This window comes from Streptomyces sp. CNP082, from assembly GCF_059570535.1.
In genome coordinates this window covers 80,279-94,926 of record NZ_JCANSZ010000011.1, presented here as the reverse complement: position 1 = coordinate 94,926, position 14,648 = coordinate 80,279, and the positions used below count along the sequence as shown (strand labels likewise).

The window sequence follows — 14,648 nt, the reverse complement described above, 5'->3', positions numbered from 1 at the left end:
GGTGCGGGGGCGGGGGGTGCGGGTGATGGTGCTTCGGGGAAGTGCTCGATGCCTGTGACGGTGGTGGCCTTGTGAATCCGGATGGAAGTCAGGCGCTGCATGTCCCGAAGAGGTGTGAGGTCAACCGTTCGGTGGTCGGAGGGGCAGTAGATGAGGAGGGATGTAAGTTCAGGCATTTTGGCGCACACCAGAGATAGATCACCAACGGCGCTCTGCGGGATCAGTGGGAACTGGCGGATCTGCGGATATGGTGACAGAAGTTCGAGCAGAGACAGGTTTGCGTCAAGCTGCACCGCGGACGGCCGCGTGGTGACGACGTACGCGGCCCGGGGGTAGACGGCCAGCAGGTCGTCCAGCCATTGGCGGGCCTCGCGCCGGCCTGGGGGACCTCGTCCAGGCCGTCGATCAGCAGCACCGCACGCCCCGCCCACAGCAGCCCGTCCGCCCAGCCGGACGGCTGCGACGCCGCGAGCGGGCAGCGAACTGCGGCCAAGTACTCCTCCGGGGCCGGCAGTTCGCCCCGGCGTACCAGCGTGCGCAGCGGCAGCCAGAAGGGTACGCCCCCGCTGAGCTGGTCCAGCCGGCCCGGCAGCGTGCCACCGGCGGTGGACACCGCCAGCCACTGCAGCAGCGCCGTCTTGCCGCACCCGGCCAGGCCCCGGACCAGCACCCGCCGCAGCCCCGCCAGCGCCTGCTCAGCCCGCTCCACCCGCACTTCTGTCCGGTGGCCCGGGCCGGCCGTCATGGCGCCGCCGTCGGTGACGGCGGCGTGCACGGGGGTGGCCAGTTCGAGGCTGAGGTAGGCGGCGTCCAGCGGCCAACGGGCCCGGTCTGGCCGCGACAGGTCCAGCCCGATCACCGAGAGCATGCCGTGCCGTTCGGACACGTACCGGCGGTAGCGCTCCTCGAATCCCGCCGCTTTGCCGCCCGAGCGGGTTGCCGGAGCCGTCCGTGGGGCGTGCGGCAGCGCCCTGGCGCGTAACTCCAGCAGCTCGTCCGCGTCCGCGCCCAGCGCCCGCGCCAGCTCCACCACCGTGGTCTCGCTCGGCACCCCGGAGCCGTTCAGCGCCCGGCTGACCGTCGTGTGGCCCAGCCCGGCACGCCGCTCCAGCCCGCCCATCGTCAGCCCCCGCTTGGCGCGCAAGACACGTAACCGGCGCGCCAGTTCCGCCAGCGCCTCGTGCTGCTCCCCGCCGTTCGCCCGCACGCTCTGTCCCTCCCTACGGCACGTACGCCCGCGTTCATCTTCGTACGCCCCGAACGCCGGTGTACGTCCCTCCGGCCATTTTCGGTCCCCGGATGCACGCTCCGTCCTGAAGGGACCACACCCATGTCCGCATCGCCGACCACCCTGACGATCCTCGCCCTCGCCCTGCTCGCCGCAGGTCTGGCTGCTCTCCTGGCCGCCGTCGTCACCGGGCTGCTGGCGCGCTGGGACGGCGCCTCGGCTCCCGCCGCCCTGCTGCGTGCCGGGGCCGCCTTCGGTACGGCCCTCACCGTGGCGACCGCGCTGCTCGCCCTCGCCGCCCGCGTGCTGACGTGACCGCTTCCGCTACGGCTCCGACGCCGCCGTCAGCCGTGCCCCTAGCGCCGCGACGGCCGCGCGGAGTTCCGGGCCGTCCTCGACGCGGAAGGCGAAGGGCATCCGCGCCAGCCAGTCCCGCGCGTACATCGTCGGGGTGCTGGTGCTGCCGACGAGCACGCAGCCGTCGCCCAACGGCGTCAGGCGGCCCATCGGGGGCCGCACCCACCGCGCGACTTCCGGCAGCGGGGCGTCGAACACCACGCGGGTGGGGTACTCCCAGCCCGTGCCGAGGTTCTCCTCCAGGACCGCGACCGGGTCGAGGCCGGCCGGCGGGGTGAAGGCGCGGGCCGTCCGGTGGACCGCGCCGATGCGGTCGACGCGGTACGTGCGGATCGCGTCCGCGCGGTGGGAGCGGCACAGCAGATACCAGCGCCCGTGGCGTACGACCACCGCCCACGGGTCGACCAGTCCCTCCGACTCCCGCCCCGACTCGCTGCGGTACGTCACCCGCACGCTCCGCCGCTCCGCGCACGCCGCGACCAGCGCGCCGGTGGTGGCTGGGTCGGGGCGGGCCGAGTCGGGGTCGGGGGCGGCCGAGGCGTGGTCGCGCAGCGTCGCCGCCTGCCGGCCGACGCTCTCCGGCAGCACCCGGATCACCTTGTTCAGCGCCTTGCCCACCAGTTCGTCCGCGTCGTCGAGCGCCGCCATGACCAGCGCCAGCGCCTCGGCCTCGGTGAAGACCACCGGCGGCAGCCGCGCGCCGCGCCCCAGCCGGTAGCCGCCGTACGGGCCGCGGGTCGATTCCACCGGGACGCCCGCCTCGCGGAGGATCCCGACGTAGCGGCGCGCCGCCCGCTCGGAGACGCCCAGGGCTTCGGCGAGTTCGCCGGCCGTCGCGCCGGGGCGGGACTGGAGGAACTCCATCGTGCGCAGGGCACGTGCGGTGGGGCTGAGGTCGGTCGGCACCCGGGCAGGGTAGGCGGCCGTTTCCGATTCCGGAAGTGGATTGTCCGGAACCGGTCGTAGCGTGTCGGGACACCCACCGCACGGATCACCGCACGGAAGAGGGAACCGATCATGAACGTCCCGCAGGCTTCGGCCGCGGCACGCCCGCGCGTGCTCGTCGTCGGCGGCAGGCCCGCGCTCGTGCGCAAGGCCCGGGCGCTCGGGCTGGACGTGGCGCACGTCCAGTACCCCGACGCGTACGACCGCGGCCACTGGCCGCACGTCGACCAGGCGCTGCTCCTCGACTACGGGGACACCGACCGCCTCCTGCCGCTGGTGCGGGCGCTGCACGCGGCGTATCCGCTGCGGGCGGCGGTGTCGCTGTTCGAGCTGGGGCTGCTGCCCGCGGCGCGGATCAACGAGGCGCTCGGCCTGGGCGGCGAGTCCGTCGAGACGGTGGAACTCCTGCTCGACAAGGGGCGGATGCGCCGGCGCCTGGCCGAGCGCGGCATCAGCCCGGTGGCCGCCGCGGTCGGCCGGTCGGCGGCGGACGTCCGGGAGTTCGCCGACGCGCACGGGCTGCCGGTCATCGTCAAGCCGGTCCGCGAGTCCGGCAGCCTGGGCGTGTTCCAGGTACGGGACCGGGCCGGCGTGGCCGCCGTCGCCGAACGGTTCCGGGCACTCGACGGCGCGTGGACGGCACGGGACCTGTCCGACGGCGGCCGGTTCGAGGAGTTCCTGATGGAGGAGTACCTCGACGGCCCGGAGATCAGCGTGGAGACCCTGAGCTTCGACGGCCGGCACGTGGTGGTCGCGGTGACCGACAAGGAGACCGGCGGCGCCGGCTTCGTGGAGGTCGGCCACACGCAGCCCAGCGCGGTGCCGGCCGGCACGCTGCGCGGGGCCACGCGGCTGGTGACGGACTTCCTCGACGCGGTCGGGCTGCGCAACGGCCCCGGGCACACCGAGGTCAAGCTGACCTCCCGCGGCCCGCGGATCGTCGAGTCCCACAACCGCGTCGGCGGCGACCGCATCAACGAGCTGACCGAGATCGCCTACGGCGTCGACATGGAGCGGTACGCGCTCGCCGCCGGGCTCGGCGTCCTGGCGCCCCTGACCGCCGCACCCGAGCCGCGCGGCGGTGCGGCCGTACGGTTCCTCACGCCCGAGCCCGGCCGCGTGGCGGAGGTGACCGGCGCCGACGAGGTGCGCGCGGACCCCGCCTGCGTCGAATTCCGGCTCGGGGTGCGCCCCGGCGCCGTGGTGTCCCCGCTGACCTGGAACGAGGACAAGGCCGGCCACGTCCTCACCCGCGGCGCCACCGCCGCCGAGGCCGCCGCCCACGCCCGCCGCCTCGCCGCGGCGGTCAGGATACGTACCGAGCCCGCGACGTGACCGCGGCCCCGCCGGGCCGGCCGGACGCCGCCGAGCAGCGGTTCCGCGACGCGCTGCGCGGCCTGCCCGGCCGGGTGTGGATCGTCAGCCTCGGCATCCTGGTCAACCGGGTCGGCAACTTCCTGCCCGTGTTCATCGTGCTCTACCTCACCGAGCGCGGCCACTCCGCCGCCGCCGCGTGCCTGCTGTTCGGCGTGGTCGTGGCGGCGCTGCTGCGCGACGCGCCCGGACCGCGGGAGGAGGGGGGAGCGGCGGGGCGAACGGGCCGCCGGATACCGGCAGGCGCTCGCCGACCGCACCCTGCTGCGCTTCCTGCTGATGACCGACATGGCCCTGCTGGCGGCGACAGTGGTGGTGTGGACGTGCGGGGAGATGATCACCAGCTCCGTCGCGTACGCCTGCCTCGGCAGCCTGACCCCGCCCGGCATGACCGGCCGCTACCAGGGCCTGCACGGCGCCGCGTACACCGTCGGCACCGGCGCGGGGCCGCTCCTCGGCGGCGCGGCGTACGCCGTCGGCCCCTGGGCGCTGTGGACCCTGGTCGCCGTTGCCGGCGTGCTGTCCGCCCGGCTCTGCCTGCCGCGCCGCCGCGCCCCGGCCGGCTGAGGAAGGGCGGCCGGCGTCAGGAGCGGCGGGGCGCGAACTCCGTCGTCGCGAAAGTCACCGCGTCCCGCGCCGAGGCGCCCTCGGTGATCCACCAGTACGAGGGCTGCTCGCCGTACAGCGCGAAGAGCGGGTCGGGCGCCCAGTTGAGGATCAGCTCGTCCTTGCCGTCGCCGTCGAAGTCCGCGGCCCCCGCGGGGCGGGCGTTGCGGTCCTTTGCGGGCGTCTTCTTGCCGTCCGCGGTACGTGCCGGGCCCTCGCGCAGGACGGAGGTGCGGGTGTCGCCGTCGAGGAGGGTGGCGTCCTCGTACGTGGAGACGAGCAGGGCGTCGCGGCCGTCGCCGTCCGGGTCGGCGGCGGTGAAGCCGCCGGGGCCGTAGTCGGTGGCCTCGCCGTCGGGCGGCTCGGGCAGGGTGAGGAGTTCGGCTTCCAGGCCGTTGCCGGGGTAGACCGTGGCCTTGCCGTCGACCTCCGGCTTCTCGGTCTCGTAGCCGGGCTCGTCGTTGCGCCCGCCGTCGTCCCCCACGGCGACGTCGCGCCACCCGTCGCCGTCGAAGTCCCCGAAGGCGTGGGCGTTGCCGAGGCGCAGCTCGCGGCCCTCGCCGGTCAGGCCGGTGCCCTTGCGGGCCGGATAGAACGTGTTGGCGGCCTGCTCGCCGTCGCTGAGACCGGTCAGCAGCAGCGAGGTCGCCCGCGGCTTGCCGGTGGGGTCGATCGCGTCCACGAGGAGGCTGCTGCTCTCCTCCAGCGGCAGGTTCGTGTCGATGCGCGCCGGCTCGCCCGCCCGGGAGAAGGGCCCGTACGCCACCACCAGTTGCGACGTGGTCTGCTCCTGCAGGACCAGGTCGTGGTGGCCGTCGGCGTCGAAGTCCCCGCGCACCGGCGAACCGAAGGCCACACCGGTCACGCCCGGCAGCCGCACCGCGACCGCCTCGGGCCCGGGCAGCGGATGCTCGGGGCCGCCGAAGCTCACGTAGACCTTCTCCGGCTTCGCCGCCTGGTCTTCCTGCCGCTTCGCGCCCTCGGTGGCGGTCGTGACGAAGTCGGGGAAGCCGTCGTCGTCCAGGTCGGCGGTGGTCAGGGAGGCCGCGCGGAGGACATCGGGCCCGGAGACGCCGGCGGACGGGGGCGGCAGGCCGAGGTCGCGGCGTCCGTAGACGGTGCGGGTCGCCGGGTCCAGGCCGTCGGCCGAGCCGAAGACGACCGCGGTGCGCTCCTCGGCGGTCTGCGGGTCGTCGCCGAGGAACACCGGTACGAGGAGGTCGCGGTGCCCGTCGCCGTTGATGTCGTCGGGGTCCTGCGAGCCCTCGCCCGGCTCCGGGGCCCGGCTCTCGGCCGGGGGCGCGGGCACGCCGCGGTCCGACGCACCGCCCGCCGACGGCGAAGGACCCCCGCTCGCGCCCTCGTCACCGCAGGCGGTCAGGGCGAGCAGGGGGCACAGGACGAGCGCGGGGAGCGTGGCGCGACGGGTCATGTGCGCCACTGTCGCAGCGCGCGGACGGCCGCCAGCGCCTCGAACGGGCAATCGTTGCACGTTCGTTGGCGTCCGCCGCCCGCGCGGGGGCGGGCCCTCAGCGCGGCAGGACGGACTCGACGGCGGCGATCAGCGCGGCGTCGTCCGGCGCGGTCTGCGGGCGGAACCGGGCGACCGGCTTGCCCGAGGTGTCCAGCAGGAACTTCTCGAAGTTCCACTGCACGTCGCCGGCCGTCCCGCCAGCGTCCGGCGTCTGCACCAGCTCCCGGTAGAGCGGGTGCCGGTCCGGGCCGTTGACCTCCAGCTTCTCGAACATCGGGAAGGTCACGCCGTACGTCGCCGAGCAGAACGTCGCGATCTCCTCGGCCGTGCCCGGCTCCTGGCCGCCGAACTGGTTGCACGGGAAGCCGGCGACCGTGAACCCCTGGGCCGCGTACTGCTCGTGCAGCTTCTCCAGGCCCGCGTACTGGGGCGTCAGCCCGCACTTCGACGCCACGTTGACGGCGAGCACCGCGGTGCCCCGGAATTGCCCCAGCGAGAAGGGTTCGCCGGCCAGAGTGCGCAGCTCGATGTCGTAGACGCTCATGGGCAGGCAGGTCCTCTCCGCGTTCGGTCATCGCCTCGGGTACGGCATCACCCGTACCCGCCGCAAGTCTGCCATCTGCGGGGGAACGGGAGGGCACCCGGTGGCCCTACGCTTCGGCTGATCGGCACGGCACGGCACGGCGACAGCAGATGGCACACGGCACCCGGCGGGCGGTCCGGACGCGGAGGGGGCGAGGCGCGTTGGCGGACCTGGAGCGCGGGGATCAGCGGGAGATCGGCGGATACCGCGTGCTCGACCGCCTCGGCGCCGGCGGGATGGGCGTCGTCTACCTCGGCCGCTCGCCCGCCGGGACGCTCGTCGCGGTCAAGGTCGTACGCCCCGGGCTCGTCGGCGACACCCGCTACCGCGCCCGCTTCCGCCGCGAGGTCGCCGCCGCCCGCACGGTCGCCGGCGCGTACACCGCGCCGCTCGTCGACGCCGACCCGGACGCGGAGCCGCCGTGGCTGGCGACCGCGTACCTGCCGGGACTCTCGCTCGAAGAGGCCGTCGGGAGGTTCGGCGCGCTGCCCGCCGCCGCGGTGCGCCTGCTCGCCGCGGCACTCGCGGAGGCGCTGGCCGGGATCCACCGCGCCGGTCTCGTGCACCGCGACTTCAAGCCCGGCAACATCATGCTCACCCCCGGCGGCCCGCGCGTCATCGACTTCGGCATCGCCCGTCCCGAGGACTCCGCGACCCTCACCCACGACGGCGCGCTGATCGGCACACCCGGGTTCATGTCGCCGGAGCAGGCCGCCGGCGGGCGCGCCGGGCCGCCGGCCGACGTGTTCGCCCTGGGGTCGGTGCTCGCGTACGCGACGGCGGGCAGGGCACCGTTCGACGCGGGCGACCGGATCGGCACCCTGCAGCGGATCCAGCGCGGGCAGGCCGACCTCGCTGGAGTGACGGACCGCCGGCTGCGGACCGTCGTCGCGGCCTGCCTGCGCGCGGAGCCGCGCCGCCGGCCGGCCGCCGCGGCACTGCTCGACCTGCTGGGGGAGCCCGCGGTGAGCGTGCACGGCACGCGGTGGCTGCCCGCCGCGCTCGCGGAGGAGATCGACGCCCGCACCGCCCGCGCGCCGTGGCCGCAGCCGGGTGCGGCCGGGGCGATACGGCCCGGGGAGGTGACCGCGGACCCCTTCGCCGAGACGGCCGCGACCGCGGGGACGGGGGAAGCGGAGGAGAACCAGGCGGCGCCGGACGGCCGCCGCGGCCCGGCCGGCGCCCCCGGCGACGACGCGCCCCGCACCCGCCGCCGCGCCGTGCTCGTCGCCCTGACCACCGCCGGCGTCGCCGGTGCGGCGGCCCTCGCCCGCCCGCTGCTGGACACGTTCGACGACTCCCCGCCCGGCGACCGCCGCCCCCGGCAGGACCCCGGCACCCGGTCCACGCCGCCCCCTCAGGCCCGGGAGGGCTGGCGGGTACGGGCCCGCTACCGCGGTGACAACCCCGTCGCCCTCCACGTCACCGGCGGCGTGCTGTTCGCCTACGGCGGCGACGAGGGCGGCGTGCAGGCTCTCGACGCCCGCACGGGCAAGGAGCTCTGGCGGCGCCGCTGGGGCTCCGGCGACGACGGCGGCGCCGGCGAGTTCGCCGCGTTCGACGGCACGGCCTACCTCGTCGGCCCCCCGGGGGCCGCGACCCAGCGCGTCCGGGCCGTCGACCCCGCCTCCGGCGACGAACGCTGGACGTACGGGCAGGAGTTCGGCGTCATCGACGCCGTGGCCGCCGCCGGCGGGCTCACCTACGTCGCCGGCACCGGCGTCGTCGCGCTGGACAGCGGCAGCGGCGAGCAGCGCTGGTCCGCCGAGACCACGGCCTTCTCCCTCACCACCGGCTCCGGGGTGGTCCTGGCCGACAACGGCGAGGAGGTCACCGCGCTCGACGCCGCCGGCGGCGAGCCCCGCTGGCGCCACCGCGCCGAGGACACCACCGCCGTACTCGCGGCCGGCGGGCTCGTCTTCGTCTGCGACGCCTACCTCCACCTGGCCGCGCTCGCCCCGGGGGACCGCGCCGTCGCCTGGCAGGACGATCTGACGTACCCCAGCACCGTGCACGCCGCCGGCGACGGCAGGCTCTACGTCAGCGGGAACCGCGGCCTGCGCGCCCTGCGCGCGGACGACGGCAGGCCCGTCTGGTCGTTTCCGGACGCGGAGTTCGCCGGCCTCGCCGGCGGCGCCGTCCACGTCTGGGGGAGCGGTCCGGAAGACGGCGCCACGGGCGGCCGGCGGCTGTACGCTCTGGATCCGGCCGACGGAGAGGTCCTGTGGACCTACGGCGGCGCCGAAGGCGTCCACGCCGTCAGCGCCGCCGCCGGGCTGGTGTTCGCCGTCCTCCCGGACGGGTACGTACAGGCACTCAGACCCCCCACCGCACGCCGGCCGAACGGAGGCACGAGTGGAGCCCCTTGAGCACGATGACCCCCGCTCCCTGGGCGGACACCGCATCCTGGCGCGCCTCGGCAGTGGCGCCACGGCCGTCGTCTACCTCGGCCGCTCCCGCGGCGGGCGGCTGGTGGCCGTGAAGGTCGTGCACGCCGAGCGGGCGCGCCGCCCGGAGGCGCGGGACCACTTCGTACGCGAGGTCGCGGCCACCGCCGCCGCGGGCGGCGTGCACAGCCCGCCGGTCGTCGGCGCGGACCCCGGCGGCCGGGTGCCGTGGATGGCGACGGAGTTCGTGCCGTCCGTCTCGCTGCACGAGGCGGTGGAGCGGTTCGGGCCGCTGCCCGCCCACTCCGTGCGCCGGCTGGCCGCCGGGCTGGCGGAGGCGCTGGCCGCGGTGCACCGCGCCGGGGTCGTCCACCGGGACGTCAAACCCGCCAACGTGCTGCTCACCGCGGAGGGCCCCAAGCTCGTGGACTTCGGCATCGCCGCCGCGGCGCAGCCCGCCCCGGTCGCGGGCACCCCCGGCTTCATGTCGCCCGAGCAGGTCGCCGGGGCCGAGGCCGGGCCGCCCACCGACGTGTACTCGCTCGGCTCCACGCTCGCCTACGCTTTCGCCCGCGGCGGCACCGAGTCCGACGCGGCGCCCGGGACCGGCGGCACCGGCGGCACCGGCGGCACCGAGGACGACACCGCCCTGCGTGAGCTGATCGCCGACTGCCGCCGCCTCGAACCCGCAGAACGCCCCACGCCCGCCGCGCTCGGCGCCCGGCTCGCCGCGGACCCCGGCGCGGACACCCCGCCGCCGGGTACCGGCTGGCTGCCCGCGCCGGTCCTCGCGGCGATCGACGCGCGCGCCGGCCAGGCCGCCAACCCGCCGCTTGCGCCGACCGGCTCCCCGCGCCGCCGCCTGCTCCTCGGCGGCGCGGCAGCCCTCGTGGCGGGTGCCGGCGCCGTCGTCCTGCTCGCCCTGCGCAAGGACACCGCGCCGGCTGAACCGCGGGACAACGCCCGCCCCGCGGACGAGAGTTCCGCCCCGCCCGCGAAGAAACCCGAGCCCGAGCCGCAGCCGCTGGAGCCGGTCGCGGTCGAGTTCGCCCTCACCGGCGACGGACCCGTCGAGGAGCTGACGTACGCCGTCAACCGCAAGCCCGAGACGCTCAAGGACGTCGCGCTGCCCTGGCGCAAGACCGTGGAAGTCCCCCGGGAGACCGGCTCGGTCGCCTGGAGCATCGACATGTCCCACTACGGCGAGGTGACCTACGAGATCCACGTCGACGGCCGCAGGACCATATCCCAGCGTTCGCCCGGCCCCGGCATCCCGGCCGCCGTGCGCGGCCCCGGCCCGTACAGCGCGGAAGGAGGCGGCGAGGTCGCCTTCGCCGTCCCGCCCGCCGATTCCAGCGCCTAGTCTCCCGGGCTCGGGACCCCTCCTGGGCGGGCATCGTTACGGTGAGGCGCAGTCACCCGGAGAAGGGGGTAACCGCCATGGCGAGCAAGATCATTCTGCTGCCGAAAGAAGTCGGCAGCCTCAGCCGCGGGCTGCCTCCCGCCGATGTGCCGCCGCAGCCGGAGACGCTGTTCGTGCTCGGCTCCAACGGCGGGATGAGCGTGGCCCCGGACGCCGGCTTCACACTGGTCTTCGGGCGCAACGAGCCCGAAGTCCACGTCTGCGTCGGCGGCGGCGACAAGCACGTCAGCCGCCGGCAGGGGATAGTCACCCGGCAGTATGCGCGCTGGGTGCTGACCAACACCGGGAAGCGCCCGATCCGCTTCCCCGACTCCCGCCTGGTGCACGGCGGCGACCAGGCGTTCCTGCCCGCCGGATACACCCCGCTGTTCGTCGTCTCGCCCCGCCAGGACCATCTGCTGGAGGTACGGGTCTCCGCGGGAAGGCCAGGCGTCACGGCCGGGGGGCCGACCATCCAGGAGGAGTCGACCCTCGGCGAGGAGCGCGACCTCGACGACGAGCAACTGCTCGTGCTCGTCTGCCTCGCCCAGCGCTATCTGCAGGGCGACCCGCAGCCGCAGCCGCTGACCTGGGCGCAGGTCGCGTACGAACTGAGGCGGCTGGACCCGGCGCGCAACTGGACGGAGAAGCGCGCCGCACACATCGTCGCCGGCGTGCGCAAGCAGCTCAGCCGCGACGGAGTGCCGGGGATGCTGGCCAAGGACGTGCCGCCGCCCGTGGGCAACGCCCTCAACCACAACCTCATCACCGACCTGCTGCTCACCGCGACGATCGAGAAGAAGCACCTGCGGCTGCTGGGGGAGTGAGCCGGCACCGGCCCCCGGGCTACGCCGCGCCGGGGTCGAACGGGATGCCCGGGGGCAGGGCCTTCTCCAGGTGGGAGACGTAGGAGGAGTCCTTCAGGCCGAAGTTGGCGCTGCCGAAGTCCGTCGTGACGAGCACGTCGCGCAGCCCCGGGGGATAGCCCTGCCAGCCCACCAGGTCGGGGAACTGCCAGGTGCCCTGGTGGTTCTCCGGCGGCTCGTCGTTGCCGGTGGCGGGGCGGAAGGCGTGGGTGCCGAGGCCGTCCTTGTGGTAGACGACCTTCGGGTGGGTGCCGTCCCAGCGGATCTGGTCGCGGGGGTAGGCGGCGAAGTCGCCGTGGGCGGAGGTCGAGACGTATTGCGCCTGGTCGTTCTGCACCCACACCACGACGTGCTCCCAGTCGTGCCGGTGCCCGAAGAGGCTGGTGCCGGGCAGCGCCTGGTCCTTCTCGAAGTACAGCCCGTAGACGATGGCGCACCAGCCGTTGTTGCACGTCGCGCGGGAGTAGCCGTTGGTGTTGTCCAGGTCCGCGGCGTCGTGGCAGTCGCCGTCGAGCGCGCCGCCGGGCTCCAGCCCCGGGTTGACCGTGCCGTCGGGGCCGATGGCCGGGGTGGGGTAACAGCCGTCGGTGTCGTAGTCGTACGCGGGCTGGAAGGTCTGCTCCAGGCCGTCCGCGTTCGCCGGCAGCGCCTGGGGCGGAGCGGCTGCCGCCGAGGCGGCGTGCGGTAAGGCGACGACGAGCGCGAACGCACAGCCGAGGACGGCGGATGCGCGGCGGATCGGGCTGCTCGACCTCATGTGGCCTCCGTAGGACGGCTTCGCGGAGCCCCGACGCCCGCCATCCTCCGGGTGCGGACACCGGCCGGGCAACAGTGCAAAGCAGCCCATGGGCGACATGTGACCGGGCACTTGGGAGGAGTCGGTGGCCGTGCTGAAGGGAGTTGCGTGGTCGCCGCGGTGCGCGCGGGTCAGCCGGCCAGCCGGACCAGACCCGCGGGCGTCGGCCGGAAGCCGCAGCCGTCGACGTAGAACGGGCGCAACCCGTCGTCGTAGTCGACGTGCAGCCACTCGCACCCGGCCGCGCGGGCCCCGGTCACCGCCTCCGCGACGAGCGCGGCACCGATGCCCTCGCGCCGCCGCGCCGACGCCACGACGGTGTCCAGGAGGAAGGCGTGCACGCCGCCGTCCCAGGCGACGTTGACGAAGCCGACGAGCGAGCCGCCGCCGCGGGCGCACACCCAGCCGAGGCTGTGGCGGTCCAGTCGGGCGCGCCAGTCGGTCTCCAGGACCCGGTGGCGGAACCCTTCCGCGTGCAGGGCGTTGACGTCGGCGTTGCCGAACTCGCCGCGCCACTCGTACGTGATCGTCATGGGGCGAGCGTACGGTCACCGGCCGGTGCCGGGCGCCGCGCGGTGACCGTACGCCCTCGTCACTCGGGTGTCAGAGCGCGCCGGTGTCGATCGCCCCGGCAATCGCCCGGTACCCCGCGTCGCTCGGGTGCAGATGGTCGCCGCTGTCGTAGGCGGGCAGCAGCCGGTCCGGGTCCGCGGGGTCGGCGAGCACCCGGTCCAGGTCCACGACCGTGTCGTACGCGCCGGAGGTGCGGATCCACTCGTTGAGCGCGTCGGGCTTGGCCTCGCCGCGCTCGGTGTAGTACCCCGCCCCCTTGAACGGCACCAGCGTCGCGCCGGCCACCGTCAGCCCCGCGGCCCGCGCCTGCCCGACGAGGTCCCGGTGCGCGGCGATCAGCTGCTCCACCGACACGTCGGAGATCTGGCCGCCGGCCGGGATCGTCACCGACTCCGCCCCCGTGACCGGGGCCGCCAGCGGGCGGCGGATCGCGCACGAGCCTCTCGCGTCGTACGGCACTACGTCCCCGCGGCGGCGTCCACAGCGCCTCGCCGGCGCGCGTCGCGAATCGGCCACGCACCGGCCGGGGCCGGCGCCCTCACCCGTGCGGGACGGCGGCGCCCTCCCGGGCCGGTGCGGGGCCGGGGGAGAGGCCCCGGGGGCGCGGCCGTAGGCTGCACGGGTGACTGGGAAGCTGTGGGAGATCGAGCCGTCCGGACCGCTGCGCGGTGACGTCACCGTGCGCGGGGCGAAGAACGCGGTCAGCAAGCACATGGTGGCCGCGATGCTCGGCTCCGGGCCGAGCACCATACGCAACGCGCCCGACGTCGGCGAGGTCGGCATCACCGCCCGGATGCTGGAGCACGTGGGCATGAAGGTCGAGCGCACCGACGGCGAGGTCACCGTCGTGCCGGGGCCGGTGGCGGACCCCAGCGTGGACAAGGCGTTCACCGGGCTCAACCGCATCCCGATCCTGCTGCTCGGGCCGCTGCTGCACCTGACCGGCGAGGCGTTCGTGCCGATGGTCGGCGGCGACCCCATCGGCCGCCGGCCGGTGGACTTCCACCTGGACGCGCTGCGCCGCTTCGGCGCCGAGGTGGAACTCGCCGAGGACGGCATCCACGCCCGCGCCGCGAGGCTGCGCGGCACCCGCATCGACCTGCCGTACCCCAGCGTCGGCGCCACCGAGACGGTGCTGCTGACCGCCGTACGGGCCGAGGGCCGCACCGTCATCCGCAACGCCGCGACCGAGCCGGAGATCGTCGAGCTGGCGCTGTTCCTCCAGCGGATGGGCGCGCGGATCTCCCTCTACCCGGACCGCCGCATCGTCGTCGAGGGCGTAGGCGCGCTCGGCGGCGCCACCACCCGGCTGGGCGGCGACCGCATCGAGGCGTTCTCCTATCTGGTCGCCGGGCTGGTCACCGGGGGAGAGGTGCGGGTGCACGGCTGCCCGCAGGACCGGCTGGTGACGCCGATCACCACGCTGGCGCGGATGGGCGCCCAGTTCGAGATCACCGACGAGTGGATCACGGCGTCGGCGCCGCGGACGCTGCGCGCCGCGGCCGTGCAGACCGACACCCACCCGGGGTTCGCCACCGACTGGCAGACGCCGCTGATGGTGCTCTTCACGCAGGCCGAGGGGATGTCGGTGCTGCACGAGACGGTGTACGAGAACCGGCTGGCGTACGTCTCCGCGCTGCAGGGCATGGGCGCCGAGATCGAGGTGTACGACACCTGCCTGGGCGGCCCCGCCTGCCGCTACCACGACACCGGCGCGCTGCACTCCGCCGTCGTGCGCGGCGTCAGCGGCCTGCGCGGCGGGGACGTCACGATGCCCGACATCCGCGCCGGGTTCTCCGCCGTGCTGGCGGCGGCCGTCGCCACCGGCGGGTCGACGCTGCGCGGGGTGCACCACATCGAGCGCGGCTACCACCGGCCGGTCGAGCAGTTCCGCGCGCTCGGCCTTGAGCTGCGCAGCCGCGAGGAGTAGCGCCCCGGGGCGGTGCGCGGACCGGGCGTGCGGTGTGCTGCGTCCGGTGGCCGGTGATCGCCGGCCGGAGGCCGCTGGCCGGCGGCCGGTGTTCAGTGTTCGGTGTTCGGGACGGGAACCGGGAGGG

Annotated in this window: 14 protein-coding genes; 7 read left to right on the top strand and 7 right to left on the bottom strand. The window is 75.3% G+C overall.

Features of this window, described 5'->3' with window-relative positions; all coding sequences use genetic code 11:
• Positions 1-220 precede the first annotated feature (220 nt).
• Positions 221-1,207 carry an NACHT domain-containing protein gene (locus B124_RS12485; RefSeq protein WP_496502840.1) on the bottom strand — a complete coding sequence of 329 codons (987 nt, stop codon included), beginning with the start codon at positions 1,205-1,207 and terminating at the stop codon, positions 221-223.
• A 123-nt stretch (positions 1,208-1,330) separates the two neighbouring features.
• On the opposite strand from B124_RS12485, the gene B124_RS12480 reads away from it, so the two are divergent.
• Positions 1,331-1,543 (top strand): hypothetical protein, encoded by a 213-nt coding sequence (locus B124_RS12480; protein WP_496502839.1) that lies wholly within the window; start codon positions 1,331-1,333, stop codon positions 1,541-1,543.
• Between the two features lie 9 nt (positions 1,544-1,552).
• On the opposite strand, the gene B124_RS12475 is transcribed toward B124_RS12480, so the two are convergent.
• The gene (locus B124_RS12475; protein WP_496502838.1) at positions 1,553-2,491 is read right to left on the bottom strand and encodes a helix-turn-helix transcriptional regulator; all 939 of its coding nucleotides are present in this window, start codon (positions 2,489-2,491) and stop codon (positions 1,553-1,555) included.
• Positions 2,492-2,602: 111 nt separating this feature from the next.
• On the opposite strand from B124_RS12475, the gene B124_RS12470 reads away from it, so the two are divergent.
• Together B124_RS12470 and B124_RS12465 are read left to right on the top strand one after the other, a co-directional pair.
• Positions 2,603-3,865, top strand: a complete 1,263-nt coding sequence (locus B124_RS12470; protein ID WP_496502837.1) for an ATP-grasp domain-containing protein — start codon at positions 2,603-2,605, stop codon at positions 3,863-3,865.
• A gap of 318 nt (positions 3,866-4,183) precedes the next feature.
• Positions 4,184-4,471: a hypothetical protein gene (locus B124_RS12465; RefSeq protein ID WP_496502836.1), complete on the top strand. Its 288-nt coding sequence runs from the start codon at positions 4,184-4,186 to the stop codon at positions 4,469-4,471.
• A 16-nt stretch (positions 4,472-4,487) separates the two neighbouring features.
• Here the strand turns inward: B124_RS12465 and B124_RS12460 are convergent, their stop codons facing one another.
• Both B124_RS12460 and B124_RS12455 read right to left on the bottom strand, forming a co-directional pair.
• The gene (locus B124_RS12460) at positions 4,488-5,942 is read right to left on the bottom strand and encodes a hypothetical protein (RefSeq protein ID WP_496502835.1); all 1,455 of its coding nucleotides are present in this window, start codon (positions 5,940-5,942) and stop codon (positions 4,488-4,490) included.
• A 97-nt stretch (positions 5,943-6,039) separates the two neighbouring features.
• A complete protein-coding gene (locus B124_RS12455; RefSeq protein WP_496502834.1) occupies positions 6,040-6,528 on the bottom strand; it encodes a glutathione peroxidase in 489 nt (162 codons plus the stop codon).
• 200 nt (positions 6,529-6,728) lie between these two features.
• Between B124_RS12455 and B124_RS12450 the strand changes: the two genes are divergently transcribed.
• From B124_RS12450 to B124_RS12440, 3 genes are all read left to right on the top strand, one after another.
• The gene (locus tag B124_RS12450; protein WP_496502833.1) at positions 6,729-8,936 is read left to right on the top strand and encodes a protein kinase domain-containing protein; all 2,208 of its coding nucleotides are present in this window, start codon (positions 6,729-6,731) and stop codon (positions 8,934-8,936) included.
• Positions 8,923-10,317 (top strand): serine/threonine-protein kinase, encoded by a 1,395-nt coding sequence (locus tag B124_RS12445; protein ID WP_496502832.1) that lies wholly within the window; start codon positions 8,923-8,925, stop codon positions 10,315-10,317. The genes B124_RS12450 and B124_RS12445 overlap by 14 nt, the downstream gene beginning before the upstream one ends.
• A gap of 77 nt (positions 10,318-10,394) precedes the next feature.
• Positions 10,395-11,183 (top strand): hypothetical protein, encoded by a 789-nt coding sequence (locus tag B124_RS12440; protein ID WP_496502831.1) that lies wholly within the window; start codon positions 10,395-10,397, stop codon positions 11,181-11,183.
• Between the two features lie 19 nt (positions 11,184-11,202).
• Here the strand turns inward: B124_RS12440 and B124_RS12435 are convergent, their stop codons facing one another.
• The 3 genes from B124_RS12435 to B124_RS12425 form a co-directional block, all read right to left on the bottom strand.
• Entirely contained in the window at positions 11,203-11,979 is a 777-nt protein-coding gene (locus B124_RS12435) for an NPP1 family protein (RefSeq protein WP_496502830.1), read from the bottom strand.
• Positions 11,980-12,149: 170 nt separating this feature from the next.
• The gene (locus B124_RS12430; protein WP_496502829.1) at positions 12,150-12,551 is read right to left on the bottom strand and encodes a GNAT family N-acetyltransferase; all 402 of its coding nucleotides are present in this window, start codon (positions 12,549-12,551) and stop codon (positions 12,150-12,152) included.
• Between the two features lie 70 nt (positions 12,552-12,621).
• Positions 12,622-12,978 carry a GDSL-type esterase/lipase family protein gene (locus tag B124_RS12425; RefSeq protein WP_496502828.1) on the bottom strand — a complete coding sequence of 119 codons (357 nt, stop codon included), beginning with the start codon at positions 12,976-12,978 and terminating at the stop codon, positions 12,622-12,624.
• A 235-nt stretch (positions 12,979-13,213) separates the two neighbouring features.
• On the opposite strand from B124_RS12425, the gene murA reads away from it, so the two are divergent.
• Positions 13,214-14,521, top strand: coding sequence for a UDP-N-acetylglucosamine 1-carboxyvinyltransferase (gene murA, locus B124_RS12420; RefSeq protein WP_496502827.1), 1,308 nt, complete (start codon positions 13,214-13,216; stop codon positions 14,519-14,521).
• Positions 14,522-14,648: the final 127 nt, after the last annotated feature.